This is a genomic window from Nocardia jiangsuensis (assembly GCF_042650385.1).
Taxonomy (GTDB): domain Bacteria; phylum Actinomycetota; class Actinomycetes; order Mycobacteriales; family Mycobacteriaceae; genus Nocardia; species Nocardia jiangsuensis.
The window spans coordinates 65,210-88,027 of sequence record NZ_JBHSAX010000023.1 but is presented as its reverse complement, the minus strand read 5'-3'; the positions used below and the strand labels follow the sequence as shown (position 1 = coordinate 88,027).

At 70.7% G+C, this 22,818-nt stretch carries 16 protein-coding genes; 10 read left to right on the top strand and 6 right to left on the bottom strand.

The window, feature by feature from the left end; translation table 11 throughout:
• Nucleotides 1–48 precede the first annotated feature (48 nt).
• From argF to ACFO0B_RS27790, 4 genes are read left to right on the top strand one after another with little or no spacing between them, the layout of a single operon-like run.
• Nucleotides 49–993, top strand: a complete 945-nt coding sequence (gene argF, locus ACFO0B_RS27805; RefSeq protein WP_378616250.1) for an ornithine carbamoyltransferase — start codon at nt 49–51, stop codon at nt 991–993.
• Nucleotides 990–1,502 carry an arginine repressor gene (locus ACFO0B_RS27800; RefSeq protein ID WP_378616005.1) on the top strand — a complete coding sequence of 171 codons (513 nt, stop codon included), beginning with the start codon at nt 990–992 and terminating at the stop codon, nt 1,500–1,502. The genes argF and ACFO0B_RS27800 overlap by 4 nt, the downstream gene beginning before the upstream one ends.
• Nucleotides 1,503–1,532: 30 nt before the next feature.
• Entirely contained in the window at nt 1,533–1,784 is a 252-nt protein-coding gene (locus ACFO0B_RS27795; protein WP_378616003.1) for a CopG family transcriptional regulator, read from the top strand.
• On the top strand, nt 1,781–2,215 hold the full coding sequence (locus ACFO0B_RS27790; protein ID WP_378616001.1) for a PIN domain-containing protein: 435 nt from the start codon (nt 1,781–1,783) through the stop codon (nt 2,213–2,215). The genes ACFO0B_RS27795 and ACFO0B_RS27790 overlap by 4 nt, the downstream gene beginning before the upstream one ends.
• Before the next feature lie 23 nt (nt 2,216–2,238).
• Here ACFO0B_RS27790 and ACFO0B_RS27785 read toward each other — a convergent pair whose 3' ends face one another.
• Genes ACFO0B_RS27785 through ACFO0B_RS27770 form a run of 4 tightly spaced genes read right to left on the bottom strand, consistent with a single transcriptional unit; the run spans nt 2,239 to nt 10,284 of the window.
• A complete protein-coding gene (locus ACFO0B_RS27785; protein ID WP_378615999.1) occupies nt 2,239–3,468 on the bottom strand; it encodes a TIGR02679 family protein in 1,230 nt (409 codons plus the stop codon).
• Nucleotides 3,468–7,595, bottom strand: coding sequence for a TIGR02680 family protein (locus ACFO0B_RS27780; protein WP_378616248.1), 4,128 nt, complete (start codon nt 7,593–7,595; stop codon nt 3,468–3,470). Before ACFO0B_RS27780 ends, ACFO0B_RS27785 begins: the two co-directional genes overlap by 1 nt.
• On the bottom strand, nt 7,586–8,755 hold the full coding sequence (locus ACFO0B_RS27775; RefSeq protein ID WP_378615997.1) for a TIGR02678 family protein: 1,170 nt from the start codon (nt 8,753–8,755) through the stop codon (nt 7,586–7,588). The genes ACFO0B_RS27780 and ACFO0B_RS27775 overlap by 10 nt, the downstream gene beginning before the upstream one ends.
• Nucleotides 8,752–10,284, bottom strand: coding sequence for a TIGR02677 family protein (locus tag ACFO0B_RS27770; protein WP_378615995.1), 1,533 nt, complete (start codon nt 10,282–10,284; stop codon nt 8,752–8,754). Before ACFO0B_RS27770 ends, ACFO0B_RS27775 begins: the two co-directional genes overlap by 4 nt.
• A gap of 147 nt (nt 10,285–10,431) precedes the next feature.
• On the opposite strand from ACFO0B_RS27770, the gene ACFO0B_RS27765 reads away from it, so the two are divergent.
• From ACFO0B_RS27765 to ACFO0B_RS27740, 6 genes are all read left to right on the top strand, one after another.
• Complete coding sequence (locus ACFO0B_RS27765) at nt 10,432–10,743, top strand: hypothetical protein (RefSeq protein WP_378615993.1); 312 nt, start codon at nt 10,432–10,434, stop codon at nt 10,741–10,743.
• Nucleotides 10,736–11,395, top strand: a complete 660-nt coding sequence (locus tag ACFO0B_RS27760) for a hypothetical protein (protein WP_378615991.1) — start codon at nt 10,736–10,738, stop codon at nt 11,393–11,395. The genes ACFO0B_RS27765 and ACFO0B_RS27760 overlap by 8 nt, the downstream gene beginning before the upstream one ends.
• Before the next feature lie 14 nt (nt 11,396–11,409).
• Complete coding sequence (locus ACFO0B_RS27755; RefSeq protein ID WP_378615989.1) at nt 11,410–11,934, top strand: DUF3558 family protein; 525 nt, start codon at nt 11,410–11,412, stop codon at nt 11,932–11,934.
• Between the two features lie 196 nt (nt 11,935–12,130).
• Nucleotides 12,131–12,424, top strand: a complete 294-nt coding sequence (locus ACFO0B_RS27750; protein WP_378615987.1) for a type VII secretion target — start codon at nt 12,131–12,133, stop codon at nt 12,422–12,424.
• Entirely contained in the window at nt 12,421–13,701 is a 1,281-nt protein-coding gene (locus ACFO0B_RS27745) for a hypothetical protein (RefSeq protein ID WP_378615985.1), read from the top strand. Before ACFO0B_RS27750 ends, ACFO0B_RS27745 begins: the two co-directional genes overlap by 4 nt.
• Nucleotides 13,679–14,272, top strand: a complete 594-nt coding sequence (locus ACFO0B_RS27740) for a hypothetical protein (protein ID WP_378615983.1) — start codon at nt 13,679–13,681, stop codon at nt 14,270–14,272. The genes ACFO0B_RS27745 and ACFO0B_RS27740 overlap by 23 nt, the downstream gene beginning before the upstream one ends.
• Before the next feature lie 41 nt (nt 14,273–14,313).
• Here the strand turns inward: ACFO0B_RS27740 and ACFO0B_RS27735 are convergent, their stop codons facing one another.
• On the bottom strand, nt 14,314–16,503 hold the full coding sequence (locus tag ACFO0B_RS27735) for a 3'-5' exonuclease (RefSeq protein WP_378615981.1): 2,190 nt from the start codon (nt 16,501–16,503) through the stop codon (nt 14,314–14,316).
• Nucleotides 16,503–22,811, bottom strand: a complete 6,309-nt coding sequence (locus ACFO0B_RS27730) for a DEAD/DEAH box helicase (RefSeq protein WP_378615979.1) — start codon at nt 22,809–22,811, stop codon at nt 16,503–16,505. Before ACFO0B_RS27730 ends, ACFO0B_RS27735 begins: the two co-directional genes overlap by 1 nt.
• Nucleotides 22,812–22,818 lie beyond the last annotated feature (7 nt).

The window sequence follows — 22,818 nt, the reverse complement described above, 5'->3', positions numbered from 1 at the left end:
GCCTCGGCCGCCTTCACCGGCACCGGCCCCGCCTCCGAGGTGGGCGCCGTGCCGGCCGCCGGACTGCGCCACTTCCTCCGCGACGACGACATCACCCCCGCCGAGCAAGCCGAGATCCTCGCCCTCGCAGCGGAACTCAAGGCAGCCCCGTTCTCCCGCAGGCCCCTCGACGGCCCGCGCGGCGTCGGCGTGATCTTCGAGAAGAACTCCACCCGCACGAGGTTCTCCTTCGAGGTCGGCATCGCCCAGCTCGGCGGCCACGCGGTGGTCGTCGACGGCCGCGACACCCAGCTCGGCCGCGAGGAGACCCTCGCCGACACCGGCCGCGTCCTCTCCCGCTACGTCGACGCCGTCGTGTGGCGCACCTTCGCCCAGGCCCGCCTGGAGCAGATGGCCGAGGCGGCCACCGTCCCGATCGTCAACGCCCTCTCCGACGAATTCCACCCCTGCCAGGTCCTCGCCGATCTGCTGACCCTCCGTGAACGGCTGGGCTCGCTGTCCGGCCGCACCCTGGCCTACTTCGGCGACGGCGCCAACAACATGGCGCACTCCCTGCTGCTCGGCGGCGTAACCGCCGGGTTGAACGTGGTGATCGCCGCGCCCACCGGCTTCGTCCCCGACCCCGCGGTCCTCGCCGCAGCCACGAAGCGCGCTGCCGAGACCGGCGCGACCGTGCTCGTCACCGACGACCCGATCGCCGCCGCCACCGGCGCCGACGTCCTGGTCACCGACACCTGGACCAGCATGGGCCAGGAGAACGACGGCCTCGACCGCGTCGGCCCCTTCCGCCCCTTCCAGATCAACGCCGCCCTGCTCGCTCTGGCCGCCCCGGACGTCGTTGTCCTGCACTGCCTCCCGGCGCACCGCGGCGAGGAGGTCACCGACGAGGTGCTCGACGGCCCGCACAGCGCCGTCTGGGACGAGGCCGAGAACCGCCTGCACGCCCAGAAGGCGCTGCTGGTCTGGCTGCTGGAGAAACGGGCCCGACAGTGAGCGTTCCCCGAAGCCAGTCCGGCCGGGGCCCCGCCATCGCGCGGACCCGGGCCGGACGGCAATCCCGCATCATCGAGCTGCTCGCCGCCAATCCCGTTCGCAGCCAGGGCGAGCTGGCCGCCATGCTCGCGGCCGAAGGCATCGAGACCACCCAGGCCACCCTCTCCCGTGATCTGGACGAGCTCGGGGCCGTCAAGCTTCGCGCCGCCGATGGGGGAGCGGGCGTCTACGTCGTTCCCGAGGACGGGAGCCCGGTCCGCGGCGTCACCGGCGGCACCGACCGCCTCTCCAAACTCCTCGGCGACCTGCTCGTCTCCACCGACGCCAGTGGAAACCTGGCCGTCCTCCGCACCCCGCCGGGGGCTGCACACTACCTGGCGAGCGCGTTGGATCGAGCGGCGCTGCCGTGGATTGTGGGGACGATTGCCGGGGACGACACGATCGCGGTCATCGCGCGAGAGCCGCTGACCGGCGCAGAGCTGGCCGCGAAGATCGAGGAGCTGGCCTGAAGTGGGTTATGGTGCAGGTACCATAACCATATGGCTCTGAAGAAGACGACGGTGATGGTCGATGAGGCGGATCTCGCTTTGGTGAAACTCGCCGCAGCCCGCGAGGGACGGCCCGAGTCCGAGTACTTCCGCGAGGCCTTTCACCTGGCCGCGGTACGCACTCGCAGGTGGGACGATGCCTGGGACATCCCGGTGCTCGACTATGGGCACGCGGTGACCGCGGAGGAAATCGACAGCGTCGTGCGCGACGGGATCGCTGATTCCGGCTCCGACGCCGGATGATCGTCGTCGGTGACACCTCGGGTCTGGTCGCCGCCTTCAATGCCTCCGATCCGGAGCATTCCAACGCGCGCGTGGCGCTACAGCACGCCGCGCTGACAGTTGTCTCGCCGCTCGTGATGCTCGAGATCGAGCACATCACCACCCGCAATATCAATCGTCGGGCTGCCTACGCCGTCAATGATTGGCTCCTGGCGCAAGAACGTGCCGGGCGGGTGGAGGTGCCCGCCGTCACGGCGGAGGTGCTGCGGGTCGCGCACAAGGTGCAGAACCGCTACCTGGCTCTGGATCTGGACCTCGCCGACGCGGTCAACGTCGCCGTGGCCGAGCGATACGAGACGGCGGACGTGCTGACGCTCGACCGTCGCGATTTTCGTGCGATCACCCCGCTCTCCAGCCATTCCGCGTTCCGCCTGCTGCCCGACGATCTCTGACCGATGGCGGCGGAGGGCGAGGATCACCGAAGGTCGGCGAGCAGCACCTCCAGAAGGGACTCCTCGTGCACGACGAGCCCGGTACGGCGCATGGTCGGTGCGAGTTCGGGATCCCATGGCGTCGGTACCTGCTGACCGGTGAGCGGGAGCCGATGCACGCCGGAGTCGATGGCGGCGAGGTAGTCGCGGGCGGACATCCGCCACGGCTCGGCGCCGAGGGCATGCAGCCGGGCGGCGATGCCGATGCCGGGCCAGTCGAAGTCGCCGTGGTAGCGGATGCGGACACGTTCGGCGAGCGCAATGCCTGCGGCGGAAGGATTGCCGCTGAAGCAGACGAGCGGCGACGACACCCCGCTCTCCGCCGCGCGCTGGAGCACCTGCGGGTTCTCGCAGGCGGCGACGGTGATGTCCGGGGCGGTGAGCGGGATGGGGTAGGCGGTGAGTTCGGCGAGTGTGAGGTGGGTGACCAGCCCCAGCTCGGTACGGGTGCGGAGCATCGCCGACCACTGATCGCGCCCGGGCGGGCGCAGCCCCCAGGTGAGGACGGTGCCGGAGACCGCGTCGACGGTAATGCCCGCGAGCTGCCACAGCGTGCTGCGATCGCGGGGGGTGAGCGGGTCGGGCCGATCGAAGGCCAGGCTCAGCGCGCGGATCGCCAGGCGGCCGGCGAGCCGGTCGCTGTCCAGCGCGTGCGCGTCACCGGCCACCTCGGTGGCCAGCTGGCCGAGCATCCGGGGTGGCTGCCGCCGGTCGTCCAGCGCTGTCGCGACAGCTTGCGCGGCGGTGGCGAATTCGGCGTGCCCGGGAGCGGCCGCACGCAGCAGCAGACCGGTGCCGTGCAGCCACTGCTTCCACGTCTCGGCCCAGGGCGCCGCCGCCAGCCCGGTGTCCTCGAGCACCCGCTCGACCTCGGCCCACAGCGCGCTCACGATGTCCTGGCGGGCCATCCGCTCCGAGGGGCGATCGCGCAGCTGGCCGCCGGTCAGCTCGGCGAGCACGGTGATCAACCCGGCTCCGGCGGCGCTGTGCCGCAGCGCCGCGTCGAGTTCGGAGATCGACACCGTGCGCCGGCCGGGGGCCACCCTGCGGGCGAGCAGACCGGAAATCCGCTCCGCCGCATCGGAATCGAGATCCGTCCTGACCGTGCCGCTGATGGCGTGACCGGTGCGTTCGAGCCGTTCGCGCAGTTTCGCCCAGAACTCGTCCAGGCTCGGTGCGGCGAGGAATTCGCGGGCCCGCGGCGGGATGGCCATCAGCGGCCCACCGTGGTGAGGAAGTGTTTGTTGCGTCCGTCCCAGTGGATGTGGGTGGGGACGACGCAGCTGTCGCCCATCCGGCGGATCTCGTAGATGTCCAGCGCGGGCACCTCGGGGACGGTACCCCACAGCGCGTGGCCGGTCATCACGAAGTCGATGTCCAACCGGACCAGCAACCCCATGAGCTCGCCGATCGCCCGCTCGTCGACCTTGGCGAAGGCGTCGTCGAGCAGGACGAGGCGCAGGGCGCCCGCGGCATCGGGGAGCCCGGAGAGGTAGCCGTCCGCGGCCGCGAAGAGCGTCACGTACGAGACGAAGCGGGTCTCGCCCTGGGAGATCTTGGCGCGCCGCGAGATCTTCCTGGTCTGCCCCTGCTCCGGGCCGAGGATGGTGACCTCGACCGCGTGCCAGGAGCGGTAGTCGAGCGCTTCGCGCAGGTGGGCGGCGTACCCGGCGGCGGCGTCGGCGGCATGCTGCCGCTCCACCCGCGCCCGGACCAGCGCGACCAGCTCCTCGCTGTCGTCGTCCGGACGCAGCTCGTCGGCCTTGCCGACGAGCTCCATGAGCCTGCGCAGCTCGGGGTCGGCGTCGTTCAGTTCCCAGCGGAGCCGTACGCCGATGTTGTGACTGGTCCTGGTGTGGGCCAGGCTGGCATTCATCGCGTCGACGAGCTGCCCGGCCTGCAGCGCGCGGCGGCGCAGCTCGTCGGTGACATTGCCGAGGATGAACTCGGTGAAGACCTCGCGTTCCCGCTCGGTCAGCGCCTGTCGGCCGCGCTCGACCTTGTCGGTGAGGTGCGCCAGCACCGCGGGGAGGTCGTGGTGGTGCTCGGCGCCCTCGATGTGCACCAGGATCACGCCGGGCCCGTCGGTCTGCGAGATATCGAGCTGACCGGAGGTATCGGCCCCGAAGCGGGCGAGTGCGTTCCCCAGCTGCGCGTCGGTCGTCGCCTTGTGGCCGCGCAGGTGGGCGATGATCGTGTCCGCGGTATCGACGCAGGCCGCCACGTCCTGCGGGTCGGGAATCGGGGGGAGCGCGGTATCGGTCGCGGCGGCGGTGAGTCCGGGGAGCCGGAGCCGCGCGTCCAGGAGTTCGGCCGCCCGGCGCAGTGCCACAGCGCCCTCGCGCACGGCCACCTCCGCGAAACGGTGGTCGGAGGTCGCCTGGATCTTCTTCGCGCGGGCCTCGTCGCGGCGCGTGGTCGCCGCGCCGAGCTCGACTCGCGTGCGCCCGAGTTCCTCTTCGCTGCGCGCTATTTCCGCGTTCAGCTGCTGCAGCGGGAGCTCCAGCGCTTCCCGGCGCGCCTCCAGCTTGACGGCTCCGCGCTGCCACAGGTCGCGCCCGTGGGCTGCCGTCGCCTCGTCCTCCGCCCGCTGGGTGCGGCTGTCGAGGAGCCGCTGGTAGGCGCTGTCCGCCGCGGCACGTTGCCGTTCGGTGTCCCGGCAGCTCCGTTCCAGCGCGGCGCAGGCGGCGCGAGCGGTCTCGCACCCATCGCGTGACCGGACGAGGTCGTCGAGCTCGGCGGGGAGACCGAATCCTTCGCACAGCGCGCGGTGTTCGCGCTCAGCCGCGCTCCACGCCGCACGGTGCGCGGTGGCGGCCGCCCTGGCGGTGACCGCTTCGGCGCGCAGCCGGGTCGCGTGGCCTTCCTGCGTCCGCGCGTGCTGCCTGGCGGCCACCAGTTTCTGCGAGCGCGGTGCGTTGCGTACCAGGTCGTCCAGCTCGTCGCGGCGGCCGCGCAGCTCCAGCTCTTCGCTCTCGAATTCCTCGATCGCGGTGGCGATCTCATCCAGCTCGCGCTCGATCTCGAGCAGTTCGGCGCGGCGCGCCGCGGCTCTGGCGGTCGCGCCGATGTGGCGTGCGGCGGGCGGGTGGTGCCTGCCGCTGAGCATGCCGTTGCGCCAGCTGCCGCCCCCGCCGATGGCGGTCACCGCGTCCGGATCCCGCCACCCGATCGCGGCCAGAATCTGCTCGACTGCGGTGGTCGCCTTTGGTGCGGCGGGATCGGGCCGCAGTACCAGAGAGAGCGGCACGGCGGCGGCCGGCTGCCCCGCGCGCAGCAGGACCTCGCCGTCTTCGGCGTGCAGTTCGCCCGCCGTGGTGCAGTAGGCGGTCAGCAGCCCGGCGGCGAGCAGCGCGCCCTCGATTCCCGCGCGCTCGGATTCGGGCGTTTCTTCGCGGAAATCTATGGCCCGCCAGAGCGGAATGCCGCGGCCGGTGGATTGCCACGGCGCCGCCGGTGGTTCGGGGTCCTCGGCGGCCAGCAGTCGCACTTGCCGCTCCCGCAGCGCACGCATGCCTGCGCGGTGCTGCTCGACCTGGAGCGTGATCGCGGCCGAGCGCCCGACGAGCTCGTCCCTGACCGGCTGCGCGAGCTCGGCGGCCAGCGCGTCCAGACCGGTGAGCTGTGTGTCGTCGGCGTCGCCGCAGAGTGCCTCGGGATCGGCGAGTAGCGCGGCGAGGACGGGGTGCGCACGGTCCACCTCCGGCAGCAACCGCATGGTGCCTGGCGCGGCGAGCCAATCGCGCCAGCCGCGGTTGATCTCGACGGCGAGCTGATCCCTGGCCGTGGCGTCGGCCTCGGTCCGCGCCGCCGCGTCGGCGGCGCTGTCCTCCCGGTCCGCGGCGACATCCTCCAGACCCCGGATCCGGCGGTGCTCGTCGTCGAGCCGCCGTGCCTCCCGCACCCGCCGGTCGGCCTTGTCCCGCCGGTCGGCCGCTGCCCGGTGCGACGCCTCCGCACCCGCCCGCGTCTCGGCGAGCTCGCCGGGGACGAGCGTGAGTACGGCCGCCCGCGGGCGGGTGATCGGGATCGGCGCCTGGTCGAGGGAGTCCATGACGGCGTCGATGGTCTGCTCCTCGCCGGTGGATTCCACCCCGATCGAGCCGGGCAACCTGCCGTGCGGGAGATCGACGGCGGCGAGCGCGGCCGCCGCCTCGCGCAGCGCCGCGCCCGCCTCGGTTGCGGCCTCGCGCAACCCCGCCGCGGCGTCGGCGTACCGCTGCGCGGCGGTCTCCTCCGCCTTCCGTGAACGCCGCGCGGTGCCGAGGCCCTGCTCCGCACCGTTACGCAGCGCGGCCACCGTCGACTCGTACTGTTCCAGGTCTTTCAGGTCGTCGAAGAGCGGACGTTCGCGTAGCGCGGTGATGGCGTCCTTCAACTCGGCCTTGGTCGCGGTCAGCTCGGTCACCTCGACCTCGGCGGCGCTCTCGGCCGCCTCGAATCCATCGCGCGTACCGGCGAGTTCATCGCGGGTACGTCGGGCTTCGATGAGGCCGGCGGCCGCCGTTCGCAGCGCTGCGGCGCTCTGGGTGAGCACGCCCGCGGCATACCCGCGGTAGACCGCGTGGAAGCGCCTGACCTGCTCCAGGGTTCCGGCCAGCTGTTCCTGCGCCAATCGGGTCGCGGTGAGCCCGTCCAGCCTTTCCCCCGCCGCTTCCAGGGTCCGCTCGTTCAGCGGTGGCAGCGCGTCGGAGAGGATCTGCGGAAGCTTGCCCTCGTCGATCCGGTTGCCGACATCGGGGGAGCGCAGCGTGTGCAGCAGCTGGATCAGCCCGGTGAACCTGTCCCGGTCACCGTCGCCGCGCAGCCCGAAGACCCGGGCGCGGACGTGCTCCCGATGCTGCTCGGCGTCGGTCAGCGCGTCGGCGCCGATCAGGTCGCGCAGCCGTTCCCTGGAGAGCGCCTGCCGGTCGTCGTCGAGCAGCGGCAGCTCCGCGCCGACCAGGCGGCCGGTGACGAAGAACTGCACCTCCGATCGGTGTGCCGATGCGCTGTACCTGATGTGCGCGCCGAGCGTGAGATGGCCGTCGGGGCGCGCGAGCTCGAGCCACAGGTAGCCGATCCGGTTGGTCTGGCCGCGGGCGCCGGTGCGCATCAGTTCGTCGAGGCTGACCTTCTGCGACCCGGTCGCGTCCATCCGCCGCCGGTCCGCGTCGAACAGGAACGGCAGCAGCATCTCCAGCGCCCGCGACTTCCCGGAGCCGTTCGCGCCGCGCAGGATGAGCCTGCCACCGGAGATCGCGAACTCGGTGTCCAGGTAGTGCCAGACATTGACGACGCCCGCGCGGACGAGCCGCCAGCGCTCCTCGAAGTGTTTGACCGGAGTGGCGTTTACGGCGATTCCTCCCCCCGCACCTCGAGGGTGAGCTGCGTGCTCACGGTGATCCGCGGCCGATACCGGTGGGCGGGCGGCAGTAGTCGCAGCCCGCCGTCGTGCCGTTCGGCGAGGCACAGCGACCGCAGCAGCTCGACGATGTCCTCGCGGAGCCGGCCCGGAGCCGCGCCGTACTCGGCCTTCCAGATCCGCCGGTGCCGCTCGATCAGCGTGCCGAGCACGGTGTCGACGAGATCGAACGGGAAGTACTCGCCATCGCCACGATCGGCGAGTTCGCCGATGAGCAGCAGCGCGGCCTGCTTGACGGTGCCGGGGCCGGGAAAGGCAACATCGCCGAGTGCGTCGGCCGGGTCGTAGGCCAGCGCGCCCTCGGCCCTGACCTCGAGGGTCAGGCCGAAGTTGTCGTTGAGCAGCCGGGCGAGTTCGTTCCGCTCCCTGGAGAGCACGTCGAGCTCCTCTGGGCTCAGGTTCTCCCGCAGCACCGCCGGGTTCTCGGTGAGCCTGCGCCGGAGCCGCTGGCGGGGAGCCCCGGTCTCCGGGGCCAGCACGTCGTCCGGCCCGACGGCGGGCCCGATCGATCGAATCAGGATGTGCGGCAGCAGTGGCCTGCACACCGTCAGCAGCCCCTCGCTGTCCTGACTGTCACCCCACTGCGCGACGGTGCCGTCGGTCTCGGTCAGCACCCCCCACTCGATCAGCACCCCGAGGGCGGCCACCAGCCGCCTGCGCCCCGGCAGCCCGTCGGAGAGCGCGATCCGCTGTTCGGCGGCATCGGCACGGATCTGGGCGACCAGTTGCGAGATCAGGATCTGCTCCCCGACACCGGGGGCGAGCAGTGCCGCACAGGCCAGCGCGACGAGCGTGTAGGTCGCGGCGTCCAGCGGCGTCCCGCTGCGGCGCGCGAGATTGCGCAGCGGGGCATCGGCCTCCGGTGGTGACTTGGCCAGCCGCGCGAAGCCCGGCTCGACGACGAGCTGGTAGCCGAGCTGGGCGCCGAACATCGTGCGCAGCGCTGCCGCATGGCGCCGGATCAGCGCGAGCGAATCCGGGGCGCGCGCTGCCGTCACGATCGGCGTCTCCAGCAGGACGCGGGCGGCTTCGCGCACCGCGGCCGCCTCGTACGACCGGGTGCCGAGCGACCTGGGCCGACCGGTGTCGTCGTTCATCGGGCCACCCGCAGAGCCCCGGCGCCGCCCGCCTCCGCCACCGGGCGGACGGAGAGCGTGTACCCGTCGACGGTCAGCGTGCCGTCCGGGGATTCCACCCGGGTGTGCCCGCCCGCCACGGCCGCGACCACCAGCCCGAGGTCGTGGTCGACGAGGACGATGTCGTCCGCGAAATCCGTGCGCACCGCCAGCAGCCTGGCCAGCAGGTCGAGGAGGACCGTGCGGGCCGCCGCCGAGAGCCTCCCGCCGTCGAGCTTCCCGCAGGCGAGCAGTTCCGCGGCGGCTTCGCGGTGCCGCCGCGCCTCGGCACGGGCCGCGGCCTCGACAGCCCTGCGATCGGCGCTGGAATCGGGAACGCGGGACACCCGGCCGCGCGACACCCGGTTTCCCCGCTCGCGCAGCGAGACCGGAACCTCGATGGGGTCCGCGGCGCGCCACGATGTCGTCGGCGACACCCGCGGGTCGGGCTCGTCGGGGCCCAGACCGAGATGCCTGGTCGGCCAGGCGCCGAACGCCGCCGCGAACAACCGGCTCGCCTCGTCGTCGGCGGAGTGCTCGAGCCATTTCGCCAGGCGCAGTAGGTCGGCGCGGCGCGAGTACCCGGTGCGGGACGAGTCGAGAATGCGCTTGGCATTGGCGATCAGCTGTCCGAGTGCCTGCCCGGCGGCATTGCGCAGCTGCCCTGGGCCCGAATCCGCTCCCGAATACCACTGGTGCAGCTGCGTCCAGTCCGTGCGCGACCGGCCCGCCGAGCGCTCGACCGCGACCTCGTCGCCGAGGCTCAGCCCCGGCAGCGCGTCCAGGACGGCCAGCAGCTCGTCGCCCCGGGGCAGCACCCGGTCCAGCGCACGGGCGATCAGCGGAGCATGCCGGTTGACATCGGCATTGATCAGGTCGACGTAGTCCAGCAGCAGTTCCTTGAACCGGGCGTACTCGTCGCCGCCCAGATCGAACCGGGAGAGCACGCCGGACAGGTAGGCGTAGAAGTCGGTGACGCTGGCGGTGAACAGCCGCTGGTTGTTGAAGATCGTGGTCACGATGCCCGCCAGCCGCTCGTCCCGCTCGGGGGTCGCGGCGGCGTCCAGCAACCCGGGAATCTCCGCGAGCGCATCCGCGATCCGCCCCAGCAGCTCGCGGGCGACCTCACGCGCGCCATCGGCGGTGGCCATGATCTCCAGCGCGCTCCGATGTACCCGGCCACCGAGGGTGGACACCTGGTAGCGCGAGCGCGCCCGCAGATACTCGGCCACCGTGCCGACCCGGGCGTCCCGCAGTGAAGGGATGAGATTCCCCCAGCGGACGAGCTGTTTACACCGAGCCTCCACGACTTCGGCAGGCAGCGTGGTTCCCGCCGCTGCCAACTGCTCGGCTACCGCCGCCGCCGACATGTCGGCGAGCAGCGACGCCGTGAACAGCGACATGATCGCCAGGTAATCGCCGCGCTCCTCCGCAGCCAAGTAGCGGAACAGGTCGAGGTTCGCCACCCCGCCCGGTTCCGTCTCCGATTGCGAACCACCCCCGTTGCGCATAGCGACCACGATAGAGCCGGGCACCGACATCGTGCCGAGCTTGTGCCCGGCGGGAACCCGAACCCTTCCGACCGCATTGTCTGGTTCCCTCGCTCACAGCTACGCTGTCCGCGCCGGGGACGTGAGCGTACGAAGGGGGCCGGGCGGATGCTGCATGCCGATATCGAGCAGATACGAATTCTCGCGGGGAAGCTGGGCGAGGCCGGTGATCACATCGACTTGGTCGATGTCCGCACCAGCGCCGACGCGCTGGGATCAGCACTGCCGGACTGGAGCGGACCGTCCGTGCTCGCGCAGGCCCTGGGGCAGGCCGCCGAGTTCGTCGAGGGCGCCTACCTCCGCGCGGCGGAACGCTACCGCCAGGTCGGCACGGTGTGCGTGGTCTGCGCCGACCGGACGGAGACCACCGAGGAAGAGTTCGCGGGCAAACTCGCCGCCCTGGACGTGCACCGTGCTTAGGCGCTCCACCGTCGAATCCTGGAACGTCGAGCCGGTGCGGGCCTGGGCGCGGCAGCTGGCCGAGTCTCGCGGCAACGAAATGGACGAGGCCGACACGACCCGCAACCATTTCCAGGCGGCCGCGAGCGCATGGCAGGGCCGTGCCTACGACGCCGCCTACGACCGGGTGGCGCAGGACCACGACCAGGTGCGCAAACTCGCGACGGAGATCGACGAGCTGGTCGGCGTGGTGGAGGCCGCGGCCAACGACGTCGAATACCACCGGCAGTCGCTGCTCGGCCGGGTCGCGGACGCGCAGGCGCTCGGCATGGTGATCGACGACGTGTGGAAGGTGATGGACTACGACACCGCCGAGCCCGAGGTCAGGCAGGCGCACCAGGAGCTGATCGACGGCGCCCGCTGGCCGTTCGAGGACGCGGTGTCCAAGGCCGCGCAGCGGATCACCGAGCAGGCGGTCGAGACCCGCTCCGCCGGTGATCTGCTCGGCTCCAGCCTGGACGTGGCCGACGCCGATACCCAGGCCGCCTGCTTCGGCCGCGGCGACGGAGCCGACCTCGCCGATGCGGTGCGCCGCAACGACGAGGCGGCGATCGACCGCATCACCGCGCAACTCCCGCAGCCCGTCCTGAGCCCTGGAAGGGCAGGAGTATGAATCGAAGTCGTGTCGTGACTTCCGGTTCGGCCGTCATCGCCGCCGTTTTAAGCCTGTCTGCTTGTGGCGCGGTCGATGGCGAGACTTCGACTTCCGCGACCTCCTCGCAGCCGGTGCTTGCCGATTTCGGACCCTGTGATGACATGTCACCGGATATCGTGGAGCGACGTGGCCTCGAAATGCTTGGCGGCTATCGATCGGAGAATGTGATAGGAGGCGAGCCGGGGCGCGTATGCCGTTATCTCAATTCGACAGATGGTTACGCACTTCTCATCGCTACCACGGCCGCTGAACTCGGCTATCCAGAGATCGCGTACAAAGAGACTTTCGAGCCGGTGCGGATCGGTGGCAGAGATGCGGTGCAGAATGGCCCGCAGACCGGGAGCTCGGACGTCTACAAGTGTCGATTGCTCGTCGATATGGCCGTGGGTGGACTGTGGTTTCTTTTCACGCGGCACAGCGTGCACCCGGGTGACCCGTGTGCGGATTTGGCCGAGATAGCCACCGAGGTGGTCATCACGCTCCCGCCTGGAAGCTGATATTCGCTCGCTGCCAACGATTTCAAAGTGCTTTCAGCGGAAAATCGACGTTTCGAATCCGGGCGGTAACGGGCTCGGTGGGATCGGTTACCGGGGCGACGGCGCTGAACTGCTGGAGTTCGTCGATCAGTACTTCGGCTTGCCGGTGGCCATCGGGATGTGATGTGGTGGGGAAGGTATCGCAGGGGGGACGGATATGCAGGTCGATCCACAGCAGCTACGCGCGCTCGCGCAGTCGATGGCAGACATCGGCGGCAAAGTCGACGCGCTCGACGTCCGCACCAAAGGAGACACGGTCACCGCGGCGTTGCCGGGATCTCCGCTCGGTGCTGCCTGCGCGACGGCGACCGAGTACATCGAGGGCGCGTGGCTGCGGATGGCCATGCGGCATCGGCGAGTCGCCAACCTGTGCCGAGGTAGCGCCGACAACTACGAGGTCACCGAGAACGAGTTTCGCGACCAGCTCGCGCAGATGGGCGAGGACCTGTGACCGAGATCCCGACTCGTATCCAGCTCGGATCGTGGGAACCGTGGAAACTTTCCGAAGCCGGCAACGAAGTCAAGGCGCGCAACACCGACTTCCTCGGTCTCATCGACAGCACCGCCGCGCAAATCCGGGATGCGGGCAAACAGTGGGAGGGTGACGCGTACTGGTCGGCTTATGACCGAGTCGTCGGGGATCGCGACAATGGCAACAAGGTCAAGCAAGCGGTCGATGAGCTTGCCGACGCCATGATTCACGGTGGCGGGGTGCTCACCGACTATCGCCGGGTCGTTCTCGACAAGGTCGCTCTCGCCACTGAAGACGGTTTCACCGTGTCCGACAGCTGGACGGTGGTCACCCCGGGCAGCTCCACGGCCGATCGCGAAGCCGATCGCGCGGATCACCAGACGGCTGTCGCCACCGCTCTCAACGAGTTGCTCGGAGCCCAGGTCGGGATTCACACGGCCATTACTGCTGCGGCGGAGGAAGTCCGCGCCCGGGGCGACAATCTCGGCGAAGGTGACAGCGCGGACAACGCGAGCAGTCAGCTGCTCGGGGTGTCGGATCCGGTAATTCTCGCTCCTGGGCAGACCTCGCCCGCCCAGCAGGAGATCGATGCAAAGTACGACTACTACGCGTCCCTCATCGAGAAGAATGGTGGCTCTGTCGACTCCGGACCGGACCGGAAGAATATGATCGCGATTCGCCGGGAAACCAATGTCTTCGCGAACAACGGACAGGGAGTCTATGACGACAAAGCTGTCCTGATCTGGGTCGATGACCACGGCGTCCGGCACGTGAGCGAATACCGGGCGAACACGGACCCCACGGCACGGTACATCGACAACCCCAGTGAGACCCGGGACGTGAACGGCGATGGAACGCGAGAACTGGGCCGCCTTCCCGCAGGAACCTACGAGTACGGACACAACTGGTTCAAGAACAAGCACGACACGGTAGGGGACGGCAACGTCTTCACCATGCCAGAAGGCGCTCGAGTCGCGGCGGAATACGATACGAACCACGACGGATTCTTCGCCGACAATGCCACCGGCCCGGGTGGGGAGTCCATGTTCTGGCATTGCGGGCGAGAAGGGGACGTGGCCAGTGCGGGCTGCCAGACAATGCCTCCAGACGACTGGAGCCGGTTCACCTCCGATATGGGCGTGTCCATGACCGACAAGTACACCGGTGAACAGGTTCCGCTGCGTTATACGTTGGTGAACGAGAATCCGGCCAATGGGAACACGGAGTACAGACATGTCGAAGAGGGAGTCGCCTGAGCCTTCCAGGCCGCCGGTGCCTGCGGCCTGGAAGGTGATGATGGTGGTGGCAGCCGCTGCGACCGCGCTGTGCTGCGCTCTGAAGGTGTGGGCGGATGTGACCGTGTTCGCCGACGAGGAATTCTGGCTGCAATTCGGTTTACTGGTCGCCGTACCCGCAGCAGTGTGGTTCGTACTGATCGCCGTCGGCTGCGTGCGGTACGCGGGCTGGTGGCGCCTGGGGCTTCTGGTTCCCCTCTGTGTGGTGGCGACCGTGGTCTTGGTCGAGTTCGCGGTCCCCGGCCGGATCGGTTGGCTGCTGGCTCGAAGCGAGATGGATCGGGCCGCCGCGGAATGCGACACGCTGCAGGGCGAGCGATCGGACGACTCGTACAGCTCTGAAACCGTAGGCGTCTACGACTTCCACCACGTCGAGAGCGGGCCCGGTGGAGAATGCGAGTTCTACCTGTCGAAGCATTACCCGGGAGTGCGGAGCGGGTTCCTCTACCTACCGAACGGTGCGGCCCCCGTCAGCGACCTCGATCACGAGTACGTCCACCTCGGTGACTCCTGGTATTACTTCAAGGCCTGATCTCTGCTGTGGGCGGCCTCGGCGCTGCCGAGCGATGGCACTTACCCGAGCAGCTCCGACCGCCGCCCACTCCACGTGACGATCACCTGATCTCGAGCCCGGCTCGCCGCTACGTACAGCAGCGACCGCTCCCGCAGCCGCGCCTCGTTCACCTCTTCCTCCGGCACCCCGGCGAATCCGGCCTTCGCAGGCACATGGGCCTCATCGATCCCCGCGAGGATCACCCGCGAGAACTCCATCCCCTTCGCCCGGTGCATGGTCAGCACCTGGACGTGCCCCGGCAGCGCCGGGTTGTCGTCCAGCACCCGCGCGCTGATCCCGCGTTCGGCGAGCGCCCGGACCAGCTGACCGCGATCACCCAGCCCGCGGGTGAGCACCGCGATGGTGGACGGCTCGACGGCCGGGTCATCCAGCCACTCGTTGATCCGGCCCGCGACCGCCTCCAGCTCGGCTGCCGCCGACTCGCAGGCCAGGAGTTCGGGTATCGGCCCGGTGCGCGCCGAGCGGTACTCGTGCGCGGTCTCCTTGCCTTCTTCGAGATCGTGATAGTCCGCCCCGCTGAGCACCCCGACCGCGAACGCCAGATTCTGCGCCGTCGTGCGGTAGTTCAACGTCAACCGCCGCGACCGCCCCACGATCTTGATGCCGAGCCGCGCGAGCACAACGGGCTGCCCATAGATCCGCTGATGCGAATCCTCGGCGATGAAGAGGTCATTCGGCCCCTCGGCGACCAACGCCCGCAGCATCAGCCAGTGGGTCGCGTGCAGATCCTGCGCCTCGTCCACGATGACGTGATCGGCGACCGCGCTCGCCCGCTGCCGCAGGTACTCCGACGCGATCGCGAGAATCTCCGCGAAGCCGAGCGTCTCGTCCATCCGGCTGCGCCGCCGATACGCGGCGACGAGCTTCCAGATCGCGAGCCGCTGCTGCCGGGACAGCCGCACCCCGCGCCCGGCCCGCGCGACCCGCGCGTACTGCTCCACTGTCGTGATCTTGTTCGCCAGTACCACCGAGGTGTACTCGGTCTCCAGGAACCAGGCCGAGGCCAGCCGCGGCTCCAGGCCGCTGTCGATGGTCTGCACCAGATCCCGCCACACCTGGTCCTGCCGCGTCCTTGCGACCGGGATCTCGGTGCGCACCCCCAGCACCGCCTCGATCGCGGGCCCGATGTCGTCGGCCTGCCGGACGATGTCGTTGGCCAGCTTGTCCAGCCCCGCGACGTAGATGCCGCGGTCGCCGGGGCGCTTGGCGATCTCGATGCCGGGGTCGAGTGCGCGCAGGTCGGTCTCGAGGTTCTTGGCGAGCGTCTTGTTGAAGGTGGTGAGCACGATCCGGGCCGCGGGGTTGCGGGCGAGCAGGTTGCGCGCGCGGTGGATCGCCACGACCGTCTTCCCGGTGCCTGCGCCACCGAAGAGCCGGAAGGGGCCGCTGTAGTCCTTCTCGGCGTATTCGCGCTGCTCGGGGTGGAGGAAGACCCGCCAGGCGGCGAAGTCGCCGCCCTCGATCACCCGGCGCAGCTCGTCGCTGCCCTCGATGTAGGTGAACTGCATCCGGGAGGCGGGCCTGGTCAGCGCCTCGATGATCCGGTCGTCCTCGTCGGCCGTGGTGTCCACCGGCGCGTCGGGGAAGCGGTACTTCTCGCGGATGTCGTCGATGCTGGTGCCGCTGCCGAGCTCGATCAGCGCGTCGGCCTGCCACTCGACGGCGTCGGCGGCGATGTCGGTGAGCTCGAAGTCGTCGGCGGCGGCGAGCGCGCGGCGCGCCAGCGAGGCGTCGAGCCCGAGGCGGTCGGTGAGGTCGCCGAGCCCGAAACCGGCCGCGGCGAGGAAGCCCTGCGCCTGCTTCGGCTCGGCGGCGGGACGTTCCGGCTCGGCGGCGGGCACCTCCACAGTTTCGGCGACGACACCCTCGAGGATTCCGTTGACCGGATTGACCTGCAGGACGGCCCGTTCGGCGATGCCGTTGGCGACATCGTGCTTCCAGGTCCCCAGGTAGACGTAGGTGGTGCCGCCCTCCTTGGGGTCGACCCGGAACAGCACGGCGCGGTGGTTGAGGTCCACCCGGCCGGTGCGCACCCGCCGGTCGACCGCGCCCTTCAGCGGCTCGATGTGCAGCCCGGGAGAGGTGTCGTCGGCCTGCAGTTTGGCGAGGAAGGCGAAGACCCGCTGCACGAGTGAGCCGTCGAGCTTGGCCGGGGCCTTGCTTTCGTTGGTCATGACGATGTTGGCCATCACAGGGCTCCGTTCGCAGTCAGGGCCGCGATGATCGGGGTCATCTCCGGCGGGCATACCGTCCATCCCTGGGCGGTCAGGGTCGTGGTGGCGCTCTCGTCGCCGTCGAATAGCACGCCGACCAGCGGGCCGGGCCAGGCGAGGTCGACGACGTCGCCGTCGTCGGTCTCGAAGCCCTGTGTCGGCAGCGGTGTTCGGGCCTCCGCGAGAGCCAGCACGAGGGTGCGCTCCGCGTCGGAGATGCTTTCGTCGACCAGCCGCTGCCACTGCGGGGTCAGATCTCCGGCCTCGGCACGCGGCTCCGGCGCGGTGGCATCGCCGGAGAGCAGGCTGCGGGTGGTGACCAGGTGGGTGTCGTTCAGCCCGAGCCAGTTCGAGAGCCGCAGCCAGTCCCGCCAGCCGTCGCCGTCCCGGCCACCGATGGCGTCGTCGCGGTCATCGAGGACGAGCACCGCGGTCACCGTCTTCGTGTCGGCGCGCAGGGCGGCGGTGAGGGTCAGCGGCCCGTCCACGTACGACGCGCAGGCGTGGTCGCCGGTGGCGATGGCGGTATCGGGCCGATCCAGCAGGGCCAGCGCCCACTCGCCGAGCGTGCCGCCGTCGCCCCGCACGTAGTTGCCGACCAGGAACATGGCGGGCAGCCACCGCCCGACCTTCGCCCACTCCACGATATCGGGCTCGGCCACGAACTCGAACAGCTGGGTCACCGGGTCGTGGACGACCAGGTCGACCACAGCGCGGCGCAGGGTGCCCTGCTTGACAATGAACTGGCTGCCCTTCGCCGAATACCAGGACGGCACAACGTGCGCCTTGGCCTCGAACCGGTCCAGGTCCTGGCTGCCGAACGACCACACCATGACCCCGCCCGAGCGCAAGATCTCGCGCTTGCGGGCGTCGTCGCCGACCCGGTTCGCGGCGGGGTCGGCGTGGTACCGCTTGCCGTCGGCGAAGATCGCGATCACCGGAATGTCCGGGTCGAGGGTCTCCAGCGCGAAGTCCGGGAGGCTGTTGCCCATCTGCACCTGCGGCGTCAGGGTCCAGGTCCTGGGGTGCGGGCCGGGCACGGTGATGGTGGCCTTGTTGGCGTAGGTGCCCGGCGTCTCCTTGATGGTGGCGCCGAGCAGCCGCAGCCGCTCCAGGAACGCCCGGTAGAACCGGCGCTCCAGCGGGGACTCCCTGCTGCCGACCGCCTTCGCCGGGCTCTCCTCGACGATCGAGGCGGACCACGCGGGCCAGGACGGCTCCGCGCCCTCGGCATCGAGAATCCGGTCGAGGATCTTCGCCGCGGTCCGGCGCGAGACTCTGTCCAGCTCGTTGGGCGGCGTGAAAGGGAGCAGGCAGTTGTGGCAGGCCAGCCGCGACTCCTCGGCGCAGGAGCAGGCGTGCAGCAGCTCCCTGGCGGCGGCCAGCACCGACCACACCTTGCCGGGGTCGGCGAACTCGGCCAGGTATCCGGTGCCGCCGGGGACGGTGTCGTGGATGAGCAGCGCCTGCTGGTTCCGGTCGTGCAGGGCGTCGGGGATGGCGACGACGTCGAGGTGCTCCGGGGCGCCGCCGATCACCTGGCGCAGGCCGAGCAGCACCGCCGCGCTCAGGCTCGGGTAGGCGAAGGTGTCGTAGCGCAGCTCGGGCGGCACGTGCAGCAGCACCGCCTGGGTACGCAGCGTGCGGGCCAGCGCGATATCGCGCACGTGCGCCTCGTCGGCGGCCCGGCGGAACCGGCACCAGGTGCGGTGCTCGTAGGCCTCGTTGCGCCCGGCGACCCGGTCGAGCTGGCCGCAGCCCGAGCACACCCGGAACAGGCCGGTGGTCACCTCGGTGCCCGCGATGGTGCGCCTGCTGCCCTGCGAGGTCCGCCTGCCCATGTTGAGCCAGCGGATGTCGATGTGGCGCAGGTACTCCGCGCCGAAGTCGTGCTCGGCGGCGAACCAGCGGCGGGTGATGTTGTCCGGGTTCACGTCGGCTGCGGTGAGCACCGAGTACACCTCGCGGTGGCGTTCGTCGCGCGAGTCGGTGATGGCGGCCTCGTCCCGGCGCACCTCCGCCGAGACCTTCGTCATCTCCACCACCCGCAGCTGCTGGCTGACATCGGCGATGGCGCCCTCGCCGCAGCGCGGGCAGCTGCCGCGGTGCCGCGGCGCCTCCCCGCCCGCGCTGATGTCGGCCCAGCCGCAGGACGGGCACATGCGCCAGGTGTGGATGCTCGCTTCACCCGCGCCGAGGTCGATGGCGTCGATCCGCACGGCGAGGCCCTGGGCGTAGAAGGTGGCGCCGGGGGCCAGCTCGGTGAGCGCGCTCCTGGCGCCGCGCTGATAGGTCTCGGTGTCGCCCTGGTACTCGTTGCTCTCCGGGTCGATCCAGGTGATGCCGACGTCGAGCGTCACCGAGTCGTCGAGCAGGGTGTAGTTCGGGAGCACGCCGTAGCGCTCGAGCACGCCGACCCAGTGCTCGGTGGTGAGGTCGTTGAGGTGCCTGCCGATCAGCCGGAAGGTGCCCTTCGCCGAGCGCAGCGCGCGCCGGTCGTCGTCGGTGGCGGCGGGGGAGTTGGCGCGCTGCTCGAACTCGGGCATGGCGGCGTCGATGGCGGTGCGGCGTTCCACGAGCTCGTCGACGTCGCGCCGCCAGCGGTGCACCGCCTCGGTCAGGTGCCGCCGCAGCCCGCTGCCGTCGTCCCCGCCCGGCGTCGCCCAGCCGCGCAGGCCGGTGCGGGCGGGGTCGTCGAGCAGCGCGCCGAACTGGGCGAGGAAGCCGTTGAGCAGCTCGTCCGCTTCGGCCTCCGCGGTGCCGATGAGCCCGGCCATCCAGCTGTTCTCGTCCAGGCTGCCGAGCACCGCGCGGGCGTCAACCGGGTCCAGCGCGCCGGGCTGCCTGGCCAGCCGGTCCACGATGTGTGCGACGTATTGGCGCTGCAGGATCTCCTCCGCGGTGAGGAAGGTGGCCGGCGGCCGCACCTCGCCGGAGATCACCGAGAGCGGGTCGTAGAGCTTCGGCAGATGCTCGCCGCGCCCGCGCACGAAGGCCAGCACCAGCGAATTGCCGGTGAGCCGCCCGGCGCGACCGACCCGCTGCAGGTAGGAGGCGACGGTGCGCGGCATGGAGCCGAGCATGACCGCGGAGAGGTCGCCGATATCGATGCCCATCTCCAGGGTGGGCGTCGCGACCAGCACGTTCGGCGCCGTCGGGTCGGCGCTGCCCTGCTTGAACTTGGTCTCGTACTCCAACCGCGTCGCGGTGGGCAGCAGCGAGGTGTGCTCGCGGGCGACCACCCGCTTCATCTCCGAGCGGTCGTAGAGCCTGCGGTAGAAGTTCTCGCCCCGGTGCGCGCGGTGCAGGGTGCCCGGGCAGCGGGTGAGCAGGCAGGGGGCGCCGTCGAGCTGGTCGACCACGGTCGCGCTGCCCGGATTCTGGGTCTGGCACACCCCGCACACCAGCAGGTGCCCGCCCGCCTCCAGATCGGCGAGCGCCGGGGCGCCGACCAGAATGCCCCTGTCGCTCAACAGATAAGCCGTGAGCCCCTTCTCGGTGGTGACCGTGGTCAGCACCCGCTCCTCGGCGAGCACGGCGAAGAGCGACCGCGCCAGGAAGCCACCCTCGAACGGCGACACCCCGAGGCAGCGCGCGGCCCACCGGGCGTACCAGGAGGAGGGCGCGGTGATCGGGTCGAAGCCCTCCGGGACGGTGCGCGCCCCGATCGCCGGGAACGCAGGCGCCGGGCGGCCCTTCGGGAAGGCGGGCATGCCCTGGCCACGCGGCCGCCCGCCCCACACCCAACGCCGGTTGGCATCGCGCTGCACGAAGGTGTCCAGCCACGGATGGCGGATCGCGCCCTGGGTGCGCATGCGCTCCACAGTGCCGCGCACCCACCGGCCGACCGCGGTGACCGCGGGCTCGGAGAAGGCGAGCTGGTGCTCCGCGCCGTCGAGCGCCCGCCGCCCCAGCCCGGCGGCGTCGTCGAGCGCGACCTCCGCGACGACGCTGCCGGTGAGTTCCAGGGTGCGGCCGAGGCGGGACTGCAACCCGAACTCGAGGTCGATGTCGAACTGGACCCGCCTGCGCACCCGGGCCAGCGCCGTGCGCCGCTCGGCGGCGGGTTTGTCCGGCTGCCAGAAGGCGACGAACTCGTCCCGCTCCACGACGTCAGGGGCGAGCAGGTGGTAGCGCCGGGCCGGATCGGTCCCCGCGCGGTCGAGCACCGCGTCGCACAGCTCGGCCAGCGTCACCATCGCCCCGCCGGATGCCGTCGCGCCCAGCGCGTTCCGCAGCGTGGAGCGCAGGCTCAGCGTGTGTGAGCGGGCCTGCACGAAACCGGCCCGGTGCGCGGCGTCCTGCACGCTGTCGGTGAACATGAGCGCCTTCTTCTCGTCGGCGTCCAGATCGGCGTCGCCGAACATGTTCGACAGCGCCACCGAGAGCTGCGTCGCCACCGCGCTGCCGAGGAACCGGATGCCGTCGGCGGCATTGCAGGCCGGGCACACGTCCTTCTGCGACTCCTCGTCGGCGCCCGGCCCGGTGAGGACAAGCACCGGCAACGCCTGCCCCTCGAGCACCTCGGCGCTCTCCGGGTCGGGCGTCTCGTCGCTGAGTTCCCGGTCGCCGAGCCGCAGCCAGCGCAGCCCCTCGACGGCCGCCTCCTGCCTGGCCTCCAGCGGCGCCGAGATCAGCGCGCGGATCCGCGCGTCCCCGGTGAGGTGCAGGCTGCGCACCGACTCCTGGTCGGGGTCGAGCCAGCTGCCGGTCGGCGCCATCCGCACACCCCAGCCCGAGCGCCCGCAGTGCCGGCAGAACAGCGCAGGCTGGTACTCGACCTCCGCCCCCTCCGCGGCGCCGTCATCGGCCCAGCGGAACCCCGCCGACACCGCGAGCGCCCGGTCGATCCGGGAGAGCTCCCGAACCCACAGGTGCACATCGACATTCAGCGCCGACCGCCCCACCTCGGCCCGCAGGTGCGAGAGCGCCGCGAACACGAAGTCCAGGTACCGCTGCCGGGTGGCCTGCGACTTCGGGCTGTCCCGTTCCCCCGATGGCGCCGGCAGCAGCACCGCGGCCAGCTCGGCCAGCGACACCGCCTCCTGCGCCCGTTCCACCAGCCGCACGAACAGCTGGTGCTGTTTCAGCAGGTCGAGCTGTTCGCCCTCGTCGAGCCGCCGCAGCTCCGCAGCCAGCTCCCCCGGCTCGAGGTGCCGGTCGCCCGCGCGCTCGAACAGCGTCGCCAATACCGCCGCCGTGAGCTGCGCATTGCCCGGCGAGGTCCGCTTCAGCGCGTCGAGCGAGCTGACCGCGTCCTCGACCGCGGGCGCGATCGGCAGGTACCGCCGGTCCAGGTCGGTAGCGCGATCCGCCAGCCACTCGTCCAGCCCCAGCCGCGTCTCTCCGACCAGCGCCTCCGGCGCGAACACCTCGCCGAACACGGTGTGCGCGAACTCCAGCATGGCCGTCGGCTCACCCTGACCGCCCAGCGTCGCCGAGGTCGCCACCGGCGTGATCCGCCCCAGCGGCCGCACCTCGCCGTGGTCCGTCGAGTACGACTTCACCGCCAGCCCGAGCCGCCGCAGCAGCATCGCCACATCGGTGCCCTGCGCCCCGTCGTAGGTGTGGAACTCGTCGAGCACCAGGTACTGCAGCGACTCCGCCGACTGCCGCCACATCGCCGCCCGATCCGGCCGCAGCAGCAGGTGGTCGAGCATCTTGTAGTTGGTGAGCAGGATGTCGGGCGGGGAATCGTGCATGAGCCGCCGATCCGTGATCAGCCCGTCCGCCGACACCATCGTCCGGCCACCCGACGACTGCTCCCCGGTGTACAGCCCGGCACTCACCCCAGCCAGTTCGGGACTGCCGGTGATCAACCGGGCAAGCCGCTGCTCCTGATCGTTCGCCAACGCATTCATCGGATAGATGATCAGCGCCTTCATCCCCGCGACGCCCCGCTTCTTCGCCCGCAGCACGTGATCGAGGATCGGAATGAGGAACGACTCGGTCTTGCCCGACCCGGTACCGGTGGTCACCAATGTCGGCTGCGGCCGCGGCTGGAACTTGGTGGAGAGCCGCTCGAACGCCCTCGCCTGGTGGCCGTAGGGGACGAAACCCTTCGGCAGCCAGTCCAGGTGCATGCCCCAGTTGCCGCGGGCCGGGGCGAAGGGGAGGCGGAGCCGCACGTAGGGGCCCTTGAACATGCCGTCGCGGGGGTGGCCGACGAAGTCGATGAGCGCGGCCTGGGCGTCCGGGTCGGTGAGGGCGAAGGTGGTCGCGAGGTAGTCGGTCAAGCCTTCGCGCAGGTGATTGGCCTGCAACGTAGGCAGGAGTGCCCCCATGTACTTC